General features: G+C 66.7%; 12 protein-coding genes and 1 tRNA gene. 7 read left to right on the forward strand and 6 right to left on the reverse strand.

Annotated features, from left to right (window positions below; genetic code table 11):
- The first annotated feature begins 107 nt into the window (after positions 1–107).
- The 4 genes from ilvD to P1L40_RS03925 all read left to right on the forward strand — a co-directional run bounded on the left by ilvD (position 108) and on the right by P1L40_RS03925 (position 3,272).
- Positions 108–1,835, forward strand: coding sequence for a dihydroxy-acid dehydratase (ilvD, locus tag P1L40_RS03910; protein WP_284010006.1), 1,728 nt, complete (start codon positions 108–110; stop codon positions 1,833–1,835).
- Between the two features lie 244 nt (positions 1,836–2,079).
- Positions 2,080–2,457, forward strand: a complete 378-nt coding sequence (locus P1L40_RS03915; protein ID WP_284010007.1) for a hypothetical protein — start codon at positions 2,080–2,082, stop codon at positions 2,455–2,457.
- 87 nt (positions 2,458–2,544) lie between these two features.
- Complete coding sequence (locus P1L40_RS03920; protein ID WP_284010008.1) at positions 2,545–2,787, forward strand: hypothetical protein; 243 nt, start codon at positions 2,545–2,547, stop codon at positions 2,785–2,787.
- 38 nt (positions 2,788–2,825) lie between these two features.
- On the forward strand, positions 2,826–3,272 hold the full coding sequence (locus tag P1L40_RS03925; RefSeq protein WP_284010009.1) for a peroxiredoxin: 447 nt from the start codon (positions 2,826–2,828) through the stop codon (positions 3,270–3,272).
- A gap of 49 nt (positions 3,273–3,321) precedes the next feature.
- On the opposite strand, the gene P1L40_RS03930 is transcribed toward P1L40_RS03925, so the two are convergent.
- Entirely contained in the window at positions 3,322–4,692 is a 1,371-nt protein-coding gene (locus P1L40_RS03930) for a sensor histidine kinase (protein WP_284010010.1), read from the reverse strand.
- Between the two features lie 247 nt (positions 4,693–4,939).
- Between P1L40_RS03930 and P1L40_RS03935 the strand changes: the two genes are divergently transcribed.
- Positions 4,940–6,865 carry a cation:proton antiporter domain-containing protein gene (locus P1L40_RS03935; RefSeq protein ID WP_284010011.1) on the forward strand — a complete coding sequence of 642 codons (1,926 nt, stop codon included), beginning with the start codon at positions 4,940–4,942 and terminating at the stop codon, positions 6,863–6,865.
- An 80-nt stretch (positions 6,866–6,945) separates the two neighbouring features.
- On the opposite strand, the gene P1L40_RS03940 is transcribed toward P1L40_RS03935, so the two are convergent.
- The 5 genes from P1L40_RS03940 to P1L40_RS03960 form a co-directional block, all read right to left on the reverse strand.
- A tRNA-Pro gene (locus tag P1L40_RS03940) sits at positions 6,946–7,016 on the reverse strand.
- A 121-nt stretch (positions 7,017–7,137) separates the two neighbouring features.
- The gene (locus tag P1L40_RS03945) at positions 7,138–8,028 is read right to left on the reverse strand and encodes an RNA-guided pseudouridylation complex pseudouridine synthase subunit Cbf5 (protein WP_284010012.1); all 891 of its coding nucleotides are present in this window, start codon (positions 8,026–8,028) and stop codon (positions 7,138–7,140) included.
- Complete coding sequence (gene cmk, locus P1L40_RS03950) at positions 8,028–8,606, reverse strand: (d)CMP kinase (protein ID WP_284010013.1); 579 nt, start codon at positions 8,604–8,606, stop codon at positions 8,028–8,030. The genes P1L40_RS03945 and cmk overlap by 1 nt, the downstream gene beginning before the upstream one ends.
- Before the next feature lie 40 nt (positions 8,607–8,646).
- Complete coding sequence (locus P1L40_RS03955) at positions 8,647–9,540, reverse strand: DUF106 domain-containing protein (protein ID WP_284010014.1); 894 nt, start codon at positions 9,538–9,540, stop codon at positions 8,647–8,649.
- Between the two features lie 36 nt (positions 9,541–9,576).
- Positions 9,577–10,227 carry an adenylate kinase gene (locus P1L40_RS03960; RefSeq protein ID WP_284010015.1) on the reverse strand — a complete coding sequence of 217 codons (651 nt, stop codon included), beginning with the start codon at positions 10,225–10,227 and terminating at the stop codon, positions 9,577–9,579.
- A 175-nt stretch (positions 10,228–10,402) separates the two neighbouring features.
- Between P1L40_RS03960 and P1L40_RS03965 the strand changes: the two genes are divergently transcribed.
- The gene (locus P1L40_RS03965; protein ID WP_284010016.1) at positions 10,403–14,104 is read left to right on the forward strand and encodes a glycoside hydrolase family 97 N-terminal domain-containing protein; all 3,702 of its coding nucleotides are present in this window, start codon (positions 10,403–10,405) and stop codon (positions 14,102–14,104) included.
- A gap of 178 nt (positions 14,105–14,282) precedes the next feature.
- Entirely contained in the window at positions 14,283–16,016 is a 1,734-nt protein-coding gene (locus P1L40_RS03970; RefSeq protein WP_284010017.1) for a BGTF surface domain-containing protein, read from the forward strand.
- Positions 16,017–16,109: the final 93 nt, after the last annotated feature.

The following is a 16,109-nucleotide window of genomic DNA, read 5'->3' on the forward strand; positions in this document are numbered from 1 at the left end:
CGCCGGCCCCGAAAGAATCTACTGTCACCGGAGATTCGCCGGGCGACCGTGGGTGACGGTACCGCGACTACAAGTTATTTAAGGTCGCCCGCGGCTTCGGTGGTGGTATGAGCCAGCAGGAACACCACGAGCGACCGGAGAAAGACCCCGATCTCCGGAGTAACGAAGTCACCGAAGGGCCTGAACACGCCCCTCACCGGGCGATGTTCCGGGCGATGGGCTACGACGACGAGGACCTGGCCTCGCCGATGATCGGCCTGGCAAACCCCGCCGCGGACATCACGCCGTGTAACGTCCACTTAGACGACGTGGCCGAAGCTGCCTACGACGGTATCGACGACGCCGGCGGGATGCCAATCGAGTTCGGCACCATCACTATCTCCGACGCGATCTCGATGGGCACCGAGGGGATGAAGGCCTCGCTCATCTCCCGTGAGATGATCGCCGACTCCGTCGAACTGGTCTCCTTTGGCGAGCGCATGGACGGACTGGTCACCATCGGCGGCTGTGACAAGAACATGCCGGGGATGATGATGGCCTCGATCCGGACCGACCTCCCGAGTGTCTTCCTCTACGGCGGGTCGATCATGCCCGGCGAGCACGACGGCCGCGAGATCACCATCCAGAACGTCTTCGAGGGCGTCGGCGCCGTCGCCGACGGCGACATGACCGAGGACGAACTCGACGAGATGGAGCGCAACGCCTGTCCCGGTGCGGGCTCCTGTGGCGGGATGTTCACGGCCAACACGATGGCCTCGATCTCCGAGGCGCTCGGGTTCGCGCCGCTTGGCAGCGCCAGCCCGCCGGCCGAACACGAGTCCCGCTACGAGGCGGCCGAACGCGCCGGTGAACTCGCCGTCGAGGTCGTCCAGGAACGGCGCCGGCCCTCCGATTTCCTCACGCGGGAGTCCTTCGAGAACGCCATCGCCCTCCAGGTCGCGGTCGGCGGGTCGACAAACGCCGTCCTCCACCTGCTCGCGCTGGCCGCCGAGGCCGGCGTCGACTTGGACATCGAGGCGTTCAACGAGATCAGCGAACGCACGCCCAAGATCGCCGACCTCCAGCCCGGCGGCGAGCGGGTGATGAACGACCTCCACGAGGTCGGTGGCGTCCCGGTGGTCCTCAACGCGCTGTACGAGGCCGACCTGCTGCACGGCGACGCGCTGACGGTCACCGGCAACACGATCGGCGAGGAACTGGAAGCGTACGACTCGCCGGCCATCGAGGACCTTGATGCCGACTACCTCTACACCGTCGAGGAGCCCAAGAACGAGCAGGGCGCCATCCGTATCCTCACGGGCAACCTCGCGCCCGACGGCGCGGTCATCAAGATCACGGGCGAGGACCACCTCCACCACGAGGGGCCGGTCCGGGTCTTCGACGAGGAGGAGAACGCGATGCAGTACGTCCAGGAAGGCCGCGTCGAGTCCGGCGATGCCATCGTCATCCGCAACGAGGGTCCCCGTGGCGGCCCGGGGATGCGCGAGATGCTCGGCGTCACCTCGGCCGTCGCCGGCCAGGGCCACTCAGAGGACGTGGCGCTGCTGACCGACGGCCGCTTCTCCGGTGCGACGCGTGGCTTCTCCATCGGCCACGTCGCCCCCGAAGCCTACGTCGGCGGCCCCATCGCCGCCCTGGAGGACGGCGACCGAATCACCATCGACATCGACAACCTGGAGCTGTCGATCGATCTCAGCGACGAGGAGATCGAACAGCGCCTCGACGACCACGACCCCGAACCCGCCTACGACAACGGAGTGTTGGCGAAGTACTGCCGGGACTTCGGGTCCGCGGCCAACGGCGCGGTGACGAACCCCGGCGCGAAGTGGGACTGAGGGCAGGACGGTAGGCGACGACGACCGGACTCGAACGGGTGAACGTCCGGCCGTTTCGCCCACGTTTTTCGAGGAGTAGCGACCGATCGTAGCGAGGCCACCCGGCGGAAACAGTTGATGGAGAGGCACGCCACGGTAGTACTCAGATTCCCCCATCCGTCGTATGGTTTATCAATTACAGGATTTTAATGAATATCTTTACCGAAGAAATTATATCCTGCCCGTCGGTTGCCGGTGGTGAAGCATGAGTCAGACGGACGCGAACTCGACGGCCGAGAACAGTCAGGGGACCCGAACGGAGCGAGGCGGCGGCGACGCGGTGGGCTCGTTCCTGTCGTACGTTCAGAGTGATCAGACGGGCGTCGTCGGCGTCCGAGAGGGGATCTCCTACGGACTGGGGCTCATCGTCTACATCCTCGCGTTGTTGCTCGTCACCGCCGTCGTCAACGGGATCGGTGGCGCGTTTCTCACCGGCGCACTCAGCGTCGACAACGGCATCGTGACGGCGATCCTCGGGCTGTTCGGCTTCGCCGTGACACTCACGGCGATCGTCGTGCTCTTCGCCGGATTCGCCGGCCTGCAGTACAAGATCATCTCCGACGCCGTCTCCCGGGGGGACTGACCTGCGCGACAGGCTCCCGGCTTCGGGTGGGTGTCCTCACGCCGCCGACCCGCAACACCCGAGTAGCCGCGGCGACTAGTGACGGGTGTGTCAGAGACGTACCTGTGTGCGAACTGTCGCGCGACGGCGACCAGGGAGTTCGCCGTTCGGTCGGTGATCCGGACCTGTGATGAGTGCGGTCGGAACGGGCGGTTCCTGCATACGTCGCTGGTCGACTCCCTGGAGTCGATCCCGGAGTCGGACCGACCCGAGGAGTGGGAGACGATGGCCCTCGACGAACGGTTCCAGGACGCGCTCAAGCGCGGCCTCATCCAGTTGACCCGATCCTGATCCGAACCCGTATTGTGTCGCCGCTACAACGGTCGCGTATGCTCGAACCCGGTGCCGGCGCACCAGCGATCAGCGCGACGAACCAGCACGGCGAGACGGTCTCGCCGGAGTTCTCGACGCCGACGGTCGTCTACTTCTACCCGAAAGACGACACGCGGGGCTGTACCGTCGAGGCAAACGAGTTCCAGGCCGCGCTCCCGCAGTTCCGGGAGGGCGGGATCGAGGTCTACGGCGTCTCGATGGACACCGTCGAGAGCCACGCCGACTTCGCCGAGGCCGAGGGGCTCGTGTTCGACCTGCTGGCCGATCCGGACGGCGAAGTGGCCGCCGCCTTCGGCGTCGACACGAGCGCGGGCCACACCGGCCGGCACACGTTCGTCCTGGCAAACGGCGAAGTGGTCGCAGTCTACGCGTCCGTCGATCCGAACGGTCACGCACAGGACGTGCTGACCGACGTGCGAAACGAGTTCGTTCGCGGCGGCTAGTGATCCCGGTCAGCGGCTCCTTCCCGCTCGCTCGGCGTCGGTCCACGTCCTAGTCGTGGAGATCGACGTTCACGACATCGAACCGCATCCCGCCGTCGGACGACTCCGAGAGTTCGATCTCCCAGCCGTGGTCCTCGGCGACCATCCGGGCGATGTAGAGCCCGAACCCGGTGTTTCCCTCGACGGTAGTGTAGCCGGCGTCGAACACCCGTTCGGGCGGGTCGATCTCGGACCCGGGCCCGTCGTCCGCGACGGAGAACCCCTCCGGCGTCGACCCGACCGTCACGGTGACCGACGGACCGACGTGTTCCAGCGCGTTCTGGAAGAGAAACTGCATGAGCAGTCCGGCGGACTCCTGGTCGGCCACGAGGCGGGCGTCGTCCTCGATCCGGAGTTCGGCCTGGCTCTCGGCGAGCGTGTCCCAGACTTCACGGCTGAGTCGGGAGAGCCACACCGGCTTCCGGTCGCTCACGTCGGTCTCCTGTGTCGAGAGGGTGACGACCGTATCGACGACAGCGGAGATCCGCGAGAGCGACTCCTCGACGAGGGTGAGCTCCTCGGCGTCACAGTCCAGCAGTTCCAGCCGGCCGTGGGCGATCTGGAGTTCGTTCCGGAACTTGTGGGCGGCCAGGAGCGCGACTTTCACCATCCGTTCGTGTTGCCGGCGAGTGTCGTGTTCGCGGGCCTTCCGGTCGGTGATGTCCTGTGTGAGGCCGACCAACCCCCGGATGTTCCCGTCGCTGTCGTACCACGGGACCTTCTTCGTGAGGACGTACTCCGCGGTCAGGTCGAGAAACTCCTCGACCTCGATCCGATCGGTCTCGCCGTCGAGGATTGCCATCTCGTCGCGGTAGGCCGCCTCGGCGTGTTCGTCGACGAGTTCGCCCACCTCGGTGTCGGTGAGTCCGATCCGGTCGGTGGGCTGGTTGAACCCCCGCCCCATCATGACGTGTCGGGCCGCGTCGTCTTTCGCGTAGAGGTGATCGGGCATCTCGTCGAACAGCGAGAGCAACAGCGTCTCCATCGGTGAGGGCTCCCGCCCGGCGACCGACGGCGCGTCGTCGTCGAGGACCCCCCGGACGGTGTCGACGACATCGGGGTCCCGGAGGGACGTGTGGGGGAGCGCGGTCACGTCGAGTTCGTCCGGCACCGTGGACGGCTCGACGCCGACGAGAACGATCGGAAGCTCCGGAAACAGCTTCCTGACGCCGTATGCGATGTCGGTCCCCGCCTGCTCGCCGACGCGTTCGGGGAGGACCAGGCAGTGGTGCACCTCGTTGGTCAGTCTATCGAAGATGTCGGGAAGCGTGGGCAGGATCGTCGACGAGAACGGCGCCTCGGCGAACGTCGACTCGGCCGCCTCGGCGTCGACACCTGCTCCGGGTACGAGTAGCACGGACCGGTCCTCACGCGTCCCCATCGTAGGGACAGTCAGTCGCGGATTCACGTCATTGTTTCGGGAGTTGCACCGATCGATTTCGGTATCGGTGGACATCCTCCTCCGCCTGTGGCCGAAAAATCCCGAGCCTCCGGGGTTTGCAGTCTCCCTGTTCTCTCGGTGTGGTGTCACTGCGCGACGGCGCGTATAATTAAGTTCGTCCTCCCCGTTCGTGTCGGTACATGGCTGTTGGACATCCGGACGGACGGCAGTCACCGATCCCACCACGATGAGCGGAGCGCTCGCCCTGTTGGGGCCGGTTATCACCATCGTCGCGCTGGGGGTCGCCGCACAGGTGCTCGCCGACCGGCTGGCGGTCCCGAGCGTCCTCTTTCTCATCCTCGCCGGGATCGCTGTTGGGCCGGAAGGGGTCGGCTACTGGCTCCCGGTGGCCGCCCAGGCGCTGCTGGGCGGGGAGACGCCGGCGTGGATCACGGCGATCGATCCGATCGTCACCCGGGACTCGTTCGGCGACGCCCTGCCGGCGGTCGTGAGCTTCAGCGTCGCGATCATCGTCTTCGAGGGCGCGTTCCACTTGCGGGTCGAACGACTCCGGCGAGCCCCCCGAGAGACAATCCGGCTGGTGACCATCGGAGCCGCCATCTCGCTGTTCGCGACGGCAGCCGTCGTCTACGCGGTCCTCGGTGCCGCCTGGCCGATCGCGCTGCTGATCGGCGCCTTGCTGGTCGCGACGGGACCGACCGTGATCACGCCGATCATGAACGTCATCGCCGTCCGGGAGCGAGTCTCGACGACCTTAGAGACCGAGGGCGTGGTCAACGATGTCGTCGCGGCGATCCTCGCGGTCGTCACCTTCGAGTACGTCGTGTTGGCCGACAGCGGTGTCTTGCGGTTCGTGCGGGAGTTCACCGTCCGCCTCGGTGTCGGGATCGGCGTCGGCTGTGCGGTCGCCGTCGGCGTGTGGTACCTGCTCCGACACACCGAACTCACCGCGGAGAACGCCCCACAGAACGCGCGACTGCTCGTCCTCGTGGCGGCACTCGTGATGTACGGGCTCGCGGACGCGGTGGTCTCGGAGGCCGGGATCGCGGCAGTGGCGGCCGGCGGCCTCGTTCTGGGGAACCTCGATCTCCCACACCGCGAGGAGATCGAGCAGTTCAAAGGCGACGTGACGCTGCTGGTGCTTGCCTTCGTCTTCATCACGCTGGCGTCGCTGCTCTCGGTGGGTGATCTCCTCGCGCTGGGCGTCGGCGGGCTCGTCGTCGTCGTGGTCGTGATGGCAGTCATCAGACCGGTCGTGGTCGCGCTCTGTACGGCCGGCGACCGCTTTACCCTCGCCGAGCGGACCTTCATCGGCGTGATCGGCCCCCGCGGGATCATCCCTGCCAGCGTGGCGACGCTGTTCGCCCTGGAGCTCCAGCCGACCAACCCCGAGGCGGCGACGACACTGGTCGGGACGGTCTTCCTGGTGATCCTCTCGACGGTCGTCGTCCAGGGCGGGTTCGCCCGCCACATCGCCGAAGCACTCGACGTGATTCCAATGCGTGTCATCATCATCGGCGGCGGGCGGGTCGGCACCGCGCTCGCCGAACGACTGGAGGACAGGGGCGAAGACATCATCATCGTCGACAACGACGAGGCGGCGGTCGAGGCCGCCCGGGAAGCCGGCTTCTCGGCGAAACTCGGCGACGGCGGGGACAAAGATGTCCTCCGAGCGGCCGGCGCCGAGAACGCGAAAGTCGTCGCCTGTGCGACCAGCACCGACGACGTGAACCTCCTGATCGCACAGCTCGCGGCGACCACCTTCGACGTGGAGACGGTCGTCTCCCGTGTGAACGATCCGGGCAACATCGACGCGTTCGAAGCGCTCGATGTCGAGCCGATCCAGACCGGCATGTCCGTCGCCTGGTCGATGGACAACGTCATCGAGCGGCCGGCCATCTCGAAGTGGATGACCGAACTCGACCGCATGGGCGACGTACAGGAGGTCGAGATCGACCGCGACGAACTGGACGGGATGACCGTCGCCGCCCTGACCGACGACCTCCCCGACGACTGCCACCTCGCGTTGATCAGCCGGGACGGTGACAACCGGATGCCACACCGCGACGACCAGGTGTATCGGGGCGACCACGCGACGTTTATCGGCCGGACCGAAGCGGTCCGTGAAGCGATCGACTACTGTACCGCGTGACGGCTGTTCGGGCGCGGCTCACGCCCGGTGTACTGTAGCGTGAAAGAGCGGCGAAGAAGCCACTCTCAGGTGTTGTGAAGTGGGACCGCCGAGACTCGAACTCAGGTCCGACGCACCCCATGCGCCGAGGATACCACTACCCCACGGTCCCGTACTTCGGCAGACGAGGGTCGCCCTCTTAGGGGTGTCGTTTTCGGCGCGTCACGAGTGAGTGTTGCACACGTGGAGTCGCCGGACGGCGCCGCCGTCTCGGCCCACCGAGCGCGCACCTCTCAGACGAGGACACGTTCCAGTGCGACCACGAGACCGGACTCGGCGTCGGGATCGCCGGCGAGGGTTCCCAGACAGACAGCGGCCCCGTTGGGGGTGTAGCAGGCGACCGGATCGCCCTGTTCGGGGCCTCGCTTCCCGTCCGGGGCCGGTTCGACACCGATCACGCCGGGGGCGTACACCGGTGCGCCGTTCGCCACTTCGCGGGCGGCGCTGGGGGCGATCGTCACCCGTGGGAGGGCGACGAGGGAACGCTCGGCCGGCTGGATTGCCTCGCGTAGTGGGCCCTCGTCGCCCTCGTCTGCGAACGCCAGGGCGTCGACGAGGTCGTGCATCGTCACCAGCGTCGTGTCGTCGAAGCTCCCGGTGGCCGTCCGCCGCAGGTCACCCATGTGGGCGCCGGTCCCCAGCGCCAGGCCGATGTCGTGACAGAGCTTCCGGATGTAGGTGCCCGACGCACAGCGGACCCGCAGGAGTGCGCGGCGATCGGCCCGTTCGAGCACGTCCAGCGCGTGAATCCGCCGGCTCCGGAGCTGTCGTTTGACGGCGCTCTTGCGGGGCGGTTTCTGGTAGACATCGGTCTCGAACTCGGCGACGACGGCATCGAAGTCAGCCGGTGCGGTACCGTGCAGTTCGAGGACGGCGACGTACTCCTTGATCGCGTCGTCGAAGACCCGAGCCATCCGAGCGGCGTCGCCGAGCAGGACCGGGAGACAGCCGGTCACTTTCGGATCGAGGGTCCCGCCGTGGGCCACCCGGTCCTGGCCGGTCGCGTCCCGGACCCACGCGGCGACCTGGTGGGCCGACGGACCGGGCGGTTTGTCGAGGTTGACGACGCCGAAGGTGCGGAGCGCATCGAGATCACGGTCGCCGGGTGGGCCACGGAGCGCCATCAGAACTCGTAGCGGATGCCCTCGATCGGCGCCTTCCCCTCGTCGCCGTCGCTACTGTAGGACTCGACGGCGTGGAGGGTGACACTCAACACGCCCTGTGGGTCCCAGCGGGCCGTGTTGACCGACAGGTCGTAGATCGAGAGGTCGTCGAAGTCGATGTCGTAGTAGTCGCTGTAGCGCTGGGCCTCACTCGCCCCCCGCTCTCTGGTCTCGGTCCGGGCCTGATCGAACGGCTTGTTCTCCCGTTGTGCGATGCGGTCGGCGCGGACATCGAGCGGCGCGGTGAGCCAGAGCTTGATGTCGGCGTACTCCCCGGCCATCCACCCTGCCAGGCGGGATTCCAGCACGAGATCGTCACGTTCCTTGGCGATGTCCCGGAGCCGCCGGTCCAGATCCCGGTCGATCTGGTCCTCCTCTTCGGCGGCCTTGTTCAGTTCCAGGGGCGTCATCCCGCGTTCCTCGGCGAGCGAGCGGAAGATATCGCCGCCGCTGACGTGGTCGTAGTCCAGGGCGTCGGCGAGGCTCTTCGCGAGCGTGCTCTTGCCGCTCCCGGCTGGGCCGGAGACGGTGATCAACATACACCCACTCGAAGCGGCGGGCTAAAAGAGGCTGTCTTTCTCACCCGGCGCCGGGCGAGGTCTGGACGTTCAGGGCCTTCCGGATGACCTGGGTGAACGAGAGCGAACACAGGAAGTACCAGACGATCCAGGCCTGCATCGGCCCGACGACGCCCTGGCGCCAGGCCTCGACCTCCCCGTAGATGGGGAACGTGATGACCGGTGCCTCCAGGCTCAGTCCCGGGCCGAAGACCATCCAGTAGAGCCACAGGAAGATGGGGATGTTGATGACCATGATCCACACCATCGGGCGGAACTGTTTCTTGAACATCCCGAGCTGGTCGCCCATCATCTCCATCTGCTCCTCTTCGAGACGGTCCAGAGCCTCCTGGTCGTCCCGTTCCTTGGCCTTCTTCCGGCGGTCCTGGAGGTCCTGCATCTTCTGCTGGTGGTCCTCCATCCCTGACATGTCCATCAGGTTGTCCTGTAGGATCGTCGAGTTGGCGCCAGTGATGACTGCCAACACGAGGATGACGACGTAGAACGGGAGGATGTCCGCGAGCGGGCCGAGCGCGATGTCGAGGACGCCGCCGATGGCGTCCCGGACGGAGTTGAGCGAGTAGCCGGCGAACATCCCCAGCGTCGCGAGCCCCGCGAGCTTGTCCCAGGTCGTCCAGCCGCCGTCGTCCTCGTCGTCGCTCGGCGCGGCGTCGGACTCTTCGAGCGCTTCGCGGACGCCCTCGGGGTCCTCGATGACGAACCCCTCGCCGTCGGCGTCGACGAGCAGACCGGACTCGATCAGCCGGCCCCACTCGCCGCTCGTCATCTCGTCGCTGACATCGCTCCAGGTGACGGTTCCTTTCTCCTCGGCCACAGAGAGGACCTCCTGGAGGGCGTCGGTCAGAGCCTCGCCGTCCTCGGCCAGTCGTTCTACCTTCGGCGCGGTGCGTGCCATTGTGGAATAGTACAGCAGCGACGGTTTATCAACGTTTTACTCTATCCGTGCGTCGACGGCGTCACGGATGGCCGCCCACACCTCGTCCGGGGACCCCTCGCCGTCGATGGTGACGAAGCCGTCGTGGTCCGCGTAGTGATCGATGACCGGTGCGGTGTTGTCCTGGAAGACATCCAGTCGGTTGCGCACCGACTCCTCGTTGTCGTCCTCGCGCTGGATCAACTCGCCACCACACTCGTCACAGACGCCCTCTGTCTCGGGCGGGCTGAACTCGACGTGGTAGTTGGCGCCACAGTCGTCACAGACCCGGCGGCCGGTCAGCCGGTCGACGAGCTCCTCGCGGTCGACTTCGAGGTTGAGGATCACGTCGAGGTCGGTCATCCCTTCGAGCTCCTCGGCCTGTTCGAGATTGCGGGGATAGCCGTCCAGGACGAAGCCGTCGGCCTGTGAGAGCGCCTCGTCGACGATGGCGTTGACCACGGCGTCGGGCACGAGGTCGCCGGCCTCCATGTACGCACGCGGCGTGTCGTACTCCGTGTCCATGTCGCTGATGTCCATGTCCTTGTTCGCCCGGAGCGCGTCACCGGTCGTGACGTGTTCGATACCGTACTCCTCGGCCAGGTTCGCGCTCTGGGTCCCTTTCCCGGCGCCGGGTGGCCCCAGGATCAGCAGTCGCGGGTTCGACATGGGCGCGACTTCTGTGGCCCGGGTTAAATGGTTGTCCAAACACTGTCGACGACGCGTTCCGGTAGTGACCAGTCACTCCGAGAGAACGTCCCAGCAGGGTACCCGTCTTTCGGCCACCACCTGCATGAAAAATCCAGTAGATTTATCTCGTCACGGGTAAGGATTGTACTCGTTAATGGTTGATGAACAATCGGAACACTCTTCGAGTGGTCTGAGCCGGCGTGGCTTCCTGGGGGGAGTCACGTCAGTCCTGGCAGCCGCAGCGTACTCGCTTGAAGTGCCCGACAGCGTCGCCGCACAGGTGACAAGCGGGCAGAACACACCGACACAGACGGTCGCGTCTCCGGACGGGAGCATCCTCCTGACGGTCGATGTCTCCTCGGGGCGGCCGACCTACACTGTCGACTACGAGGGGGCGACGGTGATCGACACCTCGGGACTGGGCTTCGAACTCCAGAACCAGACCGACTTCGCGGTCGGTAACTCGGCGCCCGACCTGAACGTCACCGGGAGCAGCCGTGACAGCGTCGACCAGACCTGGCAGCCGGTCTGGGACCAGTACGACTCGATCCGGGAGAACTACAACGAACTCGTCGTCGGCCTGGAGGAAGACAGCGGACCCGGTCGGTCCGGGAACCTCCAGATCCGGGTGTTCGACGACGGCTTCGGCTTCCGGTTCGTCTTCGACGACGACTTCAACACGTCCGCGAACGGGAACTTCGTCATCAGTTCCGAGCGGACCGAGTACAACCTGACGGCGGACCACGACGCCTGGTGGATCCAGAACGACTGGAACAGCTTCGAATACGAGTACAACCAGACTGCGCTGAGCGAGATCCAGACGGAACTGGACGGCCTCACCGGCTCGAACGGCGGGGTCCACACCCCGGTGACGATGGCGAACGACGACCGGGACCTCTATCTCAGCATCCACGAGGCCAATCTGGACGACTACGCGTCGCTGTCGGTGTCGCCGAACCCGAACGACGGCACGACCCTCGAATCCGACCTGGCACCCCTGCCCGACGGGACGAAGGTCTCGGCGACCGCACCGCACATGACGCCCTGGCGGACGGTCCAGATCGCGGACCGTCCCGGTGCGTTGATCGAGTCCAGTCTCGTGCTCAACCTCAACGAGGACTACGATCCGAGCGTGTTCACGCAGGGGACGAACTGGATCGAACCCCAGAAGTTCATCGGCGTCTGGTGGCTGATGATCACCGGCCGCGCCGACTGGGAGTACAACCCGGACACCAACTCGTTCCAGCCGGGCGCGAACCCGCCCGGAGTTCGGGTCGGGAACCACGGCGCACAGACCGGCCGGGCGCAGATGTACATGGACTTCGCCAGCGAACACGGCATCCCCGGCGTCCTCGTCGAGGGCTGGAACGTCGGCTGGTCCTCGTACCCGGGTGACGGGAGCGAGTTCGACTTCTCCCAGCCGTACCCGGACTTCGATCTGGAAGCGGTCACCAGCTACGGGGCGAGTCTCAACCCACCGACCCAGATGACGATGCACAACGAGACGGCCGGGGACTTCCAGAACTACCAGTCCCAGGCCTCGAACGCCTTCGGGCTGTACGACGATCTGGGTATCCGGACGATCAAGACCGGCTACGTCAACGACAGCGGGAACCTCGCGGGCGAGGGCCACAACCACCACAACCAGGTCCTCGTCAACCACCACACGAACATCACGGAGACCGCCGCGGCCAACCGGCAGATGCTCGAAGTCCACGAGCCGATCCACCCGACCGGTCGCCGCCGCCAGTACCCCAACCTGCTGACCCGTGAGGGCGTCTTCGGCCAGGAGTACGACTCCTTCGGGACGATCACCCCGGAACACCACGTCACCTTCCCCTTTACCCGGATGCTCGGCGGTCCCGCCGAGTTCACGCCCGGCATCTTCGACATGGACTCGGGGTCGGGCGGCATCGAGACCACGCGCGCGAAACAGCTCGCGATGTACCCGAACTACTTCAGCGGCCTCCAGATGGTCGCCGACCTCCCGAGTTCCTACCTCGCCGATCAGCCGCCGACGGGCGAGCTCGGTGACGTGATCCAGGCCGAGTGGGCCGACCTCGACGGGGTCGGCTCGGGCGCCTCCTGGGCCAACGCACAAGGCGAGAAGTACGTCGAGTTCGCCGCCTCCGCCGACCGGGGGTCGGGAGCGTACTGGACCGTCGAGAACGTCCCCAGCGACGGCGAGTACTACCTCCACCTCCGGGTCGCAAACGACAACGACAACAACGGCGTCGACGCCTACGCCTCCGCGCAGGTCCACGTCGACGGCGAGTCACAGAAGTGGGTCGGAATCCCCGACACCGGCTACTGGGACGAGTGGGACACCGTCTCGGTGCCGGTGCGGCTGAGCGCCGGCGACAACGACCTCTCTCTGCGGATCACCGAAGACGAGTACGGCGGGTTCAACCTCGACTCGATCGCGGTCACCGAGGCCGACGGGTCGATGCCGACCCCCAGCGAGCCGCCGATCACCGGTGAGACCGTCGACGCTTTCCAGTTCATCGAGGACGTACCGGCAGCCTGGGACGACACGCGGGTCCTCGACGCCGAGATCGGGGAGTACATGGCGACCGCTCGCCAGAGCGGCGACGAGTGGTATCTCGGCGCCATGACCGACGAGGGTGGCCGGACGCTCGACGTGTCGCTGTCGTTCCTCGAGAGCGGCCAGGACTACGTGGCCGAGATCTACGAGGACGGCGCCGACGCGAAGTTCGATTCGAACCTCACCGATGTCGCCATCGACGACGTCGTCGTCGACAGCAGCACGGACCTGTTCGTGACGATGGCCGCCTCGGGCGGGACGGCAGTCAGGCTCCGCCCCGCGTCGGCCTCGGACGTGTCACAGCTTCCGGCCTACTCCCGACCCAGCCAGTCCGTCTCCGTCTCGGTCGAGAGCCAGTTCTTCATCCGGGAGACGTTCGTCGAGGCGACGGGGACGAACAACAGCAGCCGTATCGGCGGGCAGGAACTGGAAGTCCTGGTCGACGGCGAGGTCCAGAGCGTCGAGAACGCCCGGTTCGCACCGGGGGCCAGCGGGGCGACGTTCACCTTCCGCCAGACCATCGACGAGCCCGGAACCTACCAGGTCGAGGTCCGCTCGCCCGGCGGCCAGACCTACGCGTCCGAGCAGGTGAGCGTCCAGGGGCCACAGACGATCACCACGCTCCAGGACCCGACCGGCGACGACAACGGTCCCGGCGGGTACACCTACCCGACGGCGAACGCCTTCCCCGACGGCGTGTTCGACCTCGAATCCCTGGAGATCGAGGCGACGCCGAGTCAGTACACGTTCACCTTCGAGGTCGAGACGCTCAACGACGCCTTCAGCGGGTTCAACAACTTCTCGCCCCACTGGTTTATCCTGTGGGTCCGTGACCCGACTCGCAGCGGCGGCTCGACCCAGCCGGTGTCCAACGGCATCAACCCGGCCGTCGAGTTCGAGGAGCCGTGGCACTACCGGGTCGAACTCAGCGGCTTCACCAACAGCGCCGTCGACCCGACCGGCACCACGCTCACCGACAGCAACGGCGATCCGGTGAGTTTCGCCTGGGATGTCGACAGACAGGCCGGTACGGTCAGCATCGTCGTCCCGGCCGAGGCGTTCGGCGGGACCGACATCGAGGACCTGGAGATCGTCCCGGCGCTTGGCTCGGAAGACCGCGGGTCGCTCCGTCCGGTCACCGAGACCGCCGGCGGCTACACCTTCGGCGGCGGCAAGTCCGGTGCGATCGACAACGCGCCGCGGCTGATGGACATCTTCACGCCGTCGGGCGTAGACCAGTCCGACGCGCTGTCCTACGACGCACAGACGATGGCGACGCTGCCGTTCGTCCCGATCAACCGGTCGCCCTAGACCGGCCGTCGGGGCCGTCGTCCAGCACTGCTGTTCAACTGCGGATTTGAGTTTCCGGCGCGGTTTTTTATACGCCCGTTGTACGAGTAGCTGGCATGAAACCGTGCCCTCCACCGACCGACCACAGTCGAACGCGCACAGCACAGCCAGCGAACAGCCGACGCCGAGCGGTGAGACGATGAGCCGGGCCGGTGCGGTCCTGCTGGCCCTGGCGCTCGTCGGAACCGCGCTCGCGGCTCCGGTCAGTGCCGCCGACACCGGCGGGACGCAGCTCGACGCCGACGGCGGAACCGTGACGCTCGCACCCGGTGCGAACCAGACTGTCAGCGGCGAGACCGACCTCGATCCCGGGACGACGGTGCTGGTCCGGCTCCAATCCCAGCAAAACGAATCGTCCCCGTTCCTCAAACAGCAGACGGTGACCGTGAACGAGGACGGCACCTTCGCCGCGCAGTTCGATATGACGATGGTCGAACCCGAGACGGCGTTCAACGCCAGTGTCCGGTACGACAGCCGAATCCTCACCAACACGACCGGGACGGTCGTCCCCTGTGAGGGCGGCTGTGAAGTGCCGGCCGATTCCGAGTCACAGACGGGTTCCAACGGGACCACCCTCGAACACGAGGGCGAGACGGTCCGTGTCGCCAGTGCGCCGGGCCAGCTGATCACGGGACAGACCGACATCGATCCCGGGACGGCGCTGACCGTGCGGCTCCGCTCTGCGGATCCCTCGGCGCCGTTCCTTCGCCAGGGGTCCGCGACGGTACAGTCCGACGGCTCGTTCCGGACGGCCACGGACATGAGTAGCGTCCCCGTCGGGACCGACTTCGAGGTGACTGTCCTCAGCGGCGGCGAGACGGTCGTCGAGACTGGCGGCACCGTCGTCGAGTGCGACAGCGACTGTCGTGACGTGACCCCGACGCCGACGCCGGAAGACGAGAAGTCCGTGACGCGGGCCGCCAGTGTCGACACCGGCACCGTCGACATGTCGCCCATCGCGGAAGGTGTGGCCGGCGGGACCGTCCCGCTCAACGTCTCCGTCGGTGACCGCGACAACGCGTCGCTCGTCATCGGCGGGCCGGCGGTGAACTACCAACTGAACGCGACCGTCCGGGACGGCAACGGCGACCGCTACGTCATGGTGCAGTTCCACACCGGCGCGGTCGGGTCGGACGAGCCGACCCTGACCGCCAGGGACGACGGCGACACCGTGACGATCCGCTCGGAGCCGGACCTGAACGTCGACCGACTCGACCCCGCGAGCTACGACACGGCACTGTTTGCCAGCGAGGCTCCGACCGGTGACCCAGTGATGGAGGGGACGATCGTCCTCCACGCCGGCGAAACCGACGGCGAGCCGGCCGAGTCGAGCGAGTCCAGCGCCGCGAGCGACACGGAAACCGGACTGGGGCTCGACGAGACGATCGTCAGAACCCGGACGGGCCAGCAGACGACGCTGGCGCTGCGCATGGGGAACGAGAGCACCGCGACGGTCGCCATCGGAACCCCCGAGAGCGGTGTCGAGGTGATCGCGACCGTCGAGGACGGCACCGGTGACGGGGCGGTCCCCCTCCTGTTCGATACGACCGCGACCGGCGACGGGGACCAGCCGGCGCTGGTCGCCGCACAGGAAGGCGATTCGGTCACCGTGACGACACAGCGAGCCGACGGCGCGGTCGCGCCCGGTGACTACGACATCGACATCTACGCCGGCTCGTCGGCCGAGGGCTCCCCCGAGGACATCGGCACGCTCTCCGTCCAGGGGTCGCTGACCAACGACACCGACTCGACCCCGCCGGCGACGCCGAGCGAGGAGTCCCAGTCGTCGCTGCTGGGCAGCGGTGCCCTCGCCGTCGGCGGCGTCCTGGCTATCGCGGGACTGGGGCTCGTGTTGGGCCTGTTCCGTAACTGACGCCACACCCCGTTCCGGTCCCCCACTGTTCCTGCCGATATCGTGTGAAAGCAGCGATCAGACGGTCGAACAGGGGCTATGGAAATCAGTCGC

It is taken from the genome of Haloarcula pelagica (assembly GCF_030127105.1).
In the GTDB taxonomy this organism is placed as follows: domain Archaea; phylum Halobacteriota; class Halobacteria; order Halobacteriales; family Haloarculaceae; genus Haloarcula; species Haloarcula pelagica.

Bases quoted from the DNA above. Each gene is read 5' to 3' on its own strand.
- P1L40_RS03935 (WP_284010011.1), top strand. From the start codon at position 4,940: ATGAGCGGAGCGCTCGCCCTGTTGGGGCCGGTTATCACCATCGTCGCG.
- P1L40_RS03960 (WP_284010015.1), bottom strand. From the start codon at position 10,227: ATGTCGAACCCGCGACTGCTGATCCTGGGGCCACCCGGCGCCGGGAAA.
- P1L40_RS03915 (WP_284010007.1), top strand. From the start codon at position 2,080: ATGAGTCAGACGGACGCGAACTCGACGGCCGAGAACAGTCAGGGGACC.
- P1L40_RS03945 (WP_284010012.1), bottom strand. From the start codon at position 8,028: ATGGCGCTCCGTGGCCCACCCGGCGACCGTGATCTCGATGCGCTCCGC.
- P1L40_RS03970 (WP_284010017.1), top strand. From the start codon at position 14,283: ATGAGCCGGGCCGGTGCGGTCCTGCTGGCCCTGGCGCTCGTCGGAACC.
- P1L40_RS03965 (WP_284010016.1), top strand. From the start codon at position 10,403: ATGGTTGATGAACAATCGGAACACTCTTCGAGTGGTCTGAGCCGGCGT.
- P1L40_RS03930 (WP_284010010.1), bottom strand. From the start codon at position 4,692: ATGGGGACGCGTGAGGACCGGTCCGTGCTACTCGTACCCGGAGCAGGT.
- cmk (WP_284010013.1), bottom strand. From the start codon at position 8,606: ATGTTGATCACCGTCTCCGGCCCAGCCGGGAGCGGCAAGAGCACGCTC.
- P1L40_RS03955 (WP_284010014.1), bottom strand. From the start codon at position 9,540: ATGGCACGCACCGCGCCGAAGGTAGAACGACTGGCCGAGGACGGCGAG.
- P1L40_RS03925 (WP_284010009.1), top strand. From the start codon at position 2,826: ATGCTCGAACCCGGTGCCGGCGCACCAGCGATCAGCGCGACGAACCAG.
- ilvD (WP_284010006.1), top strand. From the start codon at position 108: ATGAGCCAGCAGGAACACCACGAGCGACCGGAGAAAGACCCCGATCTC.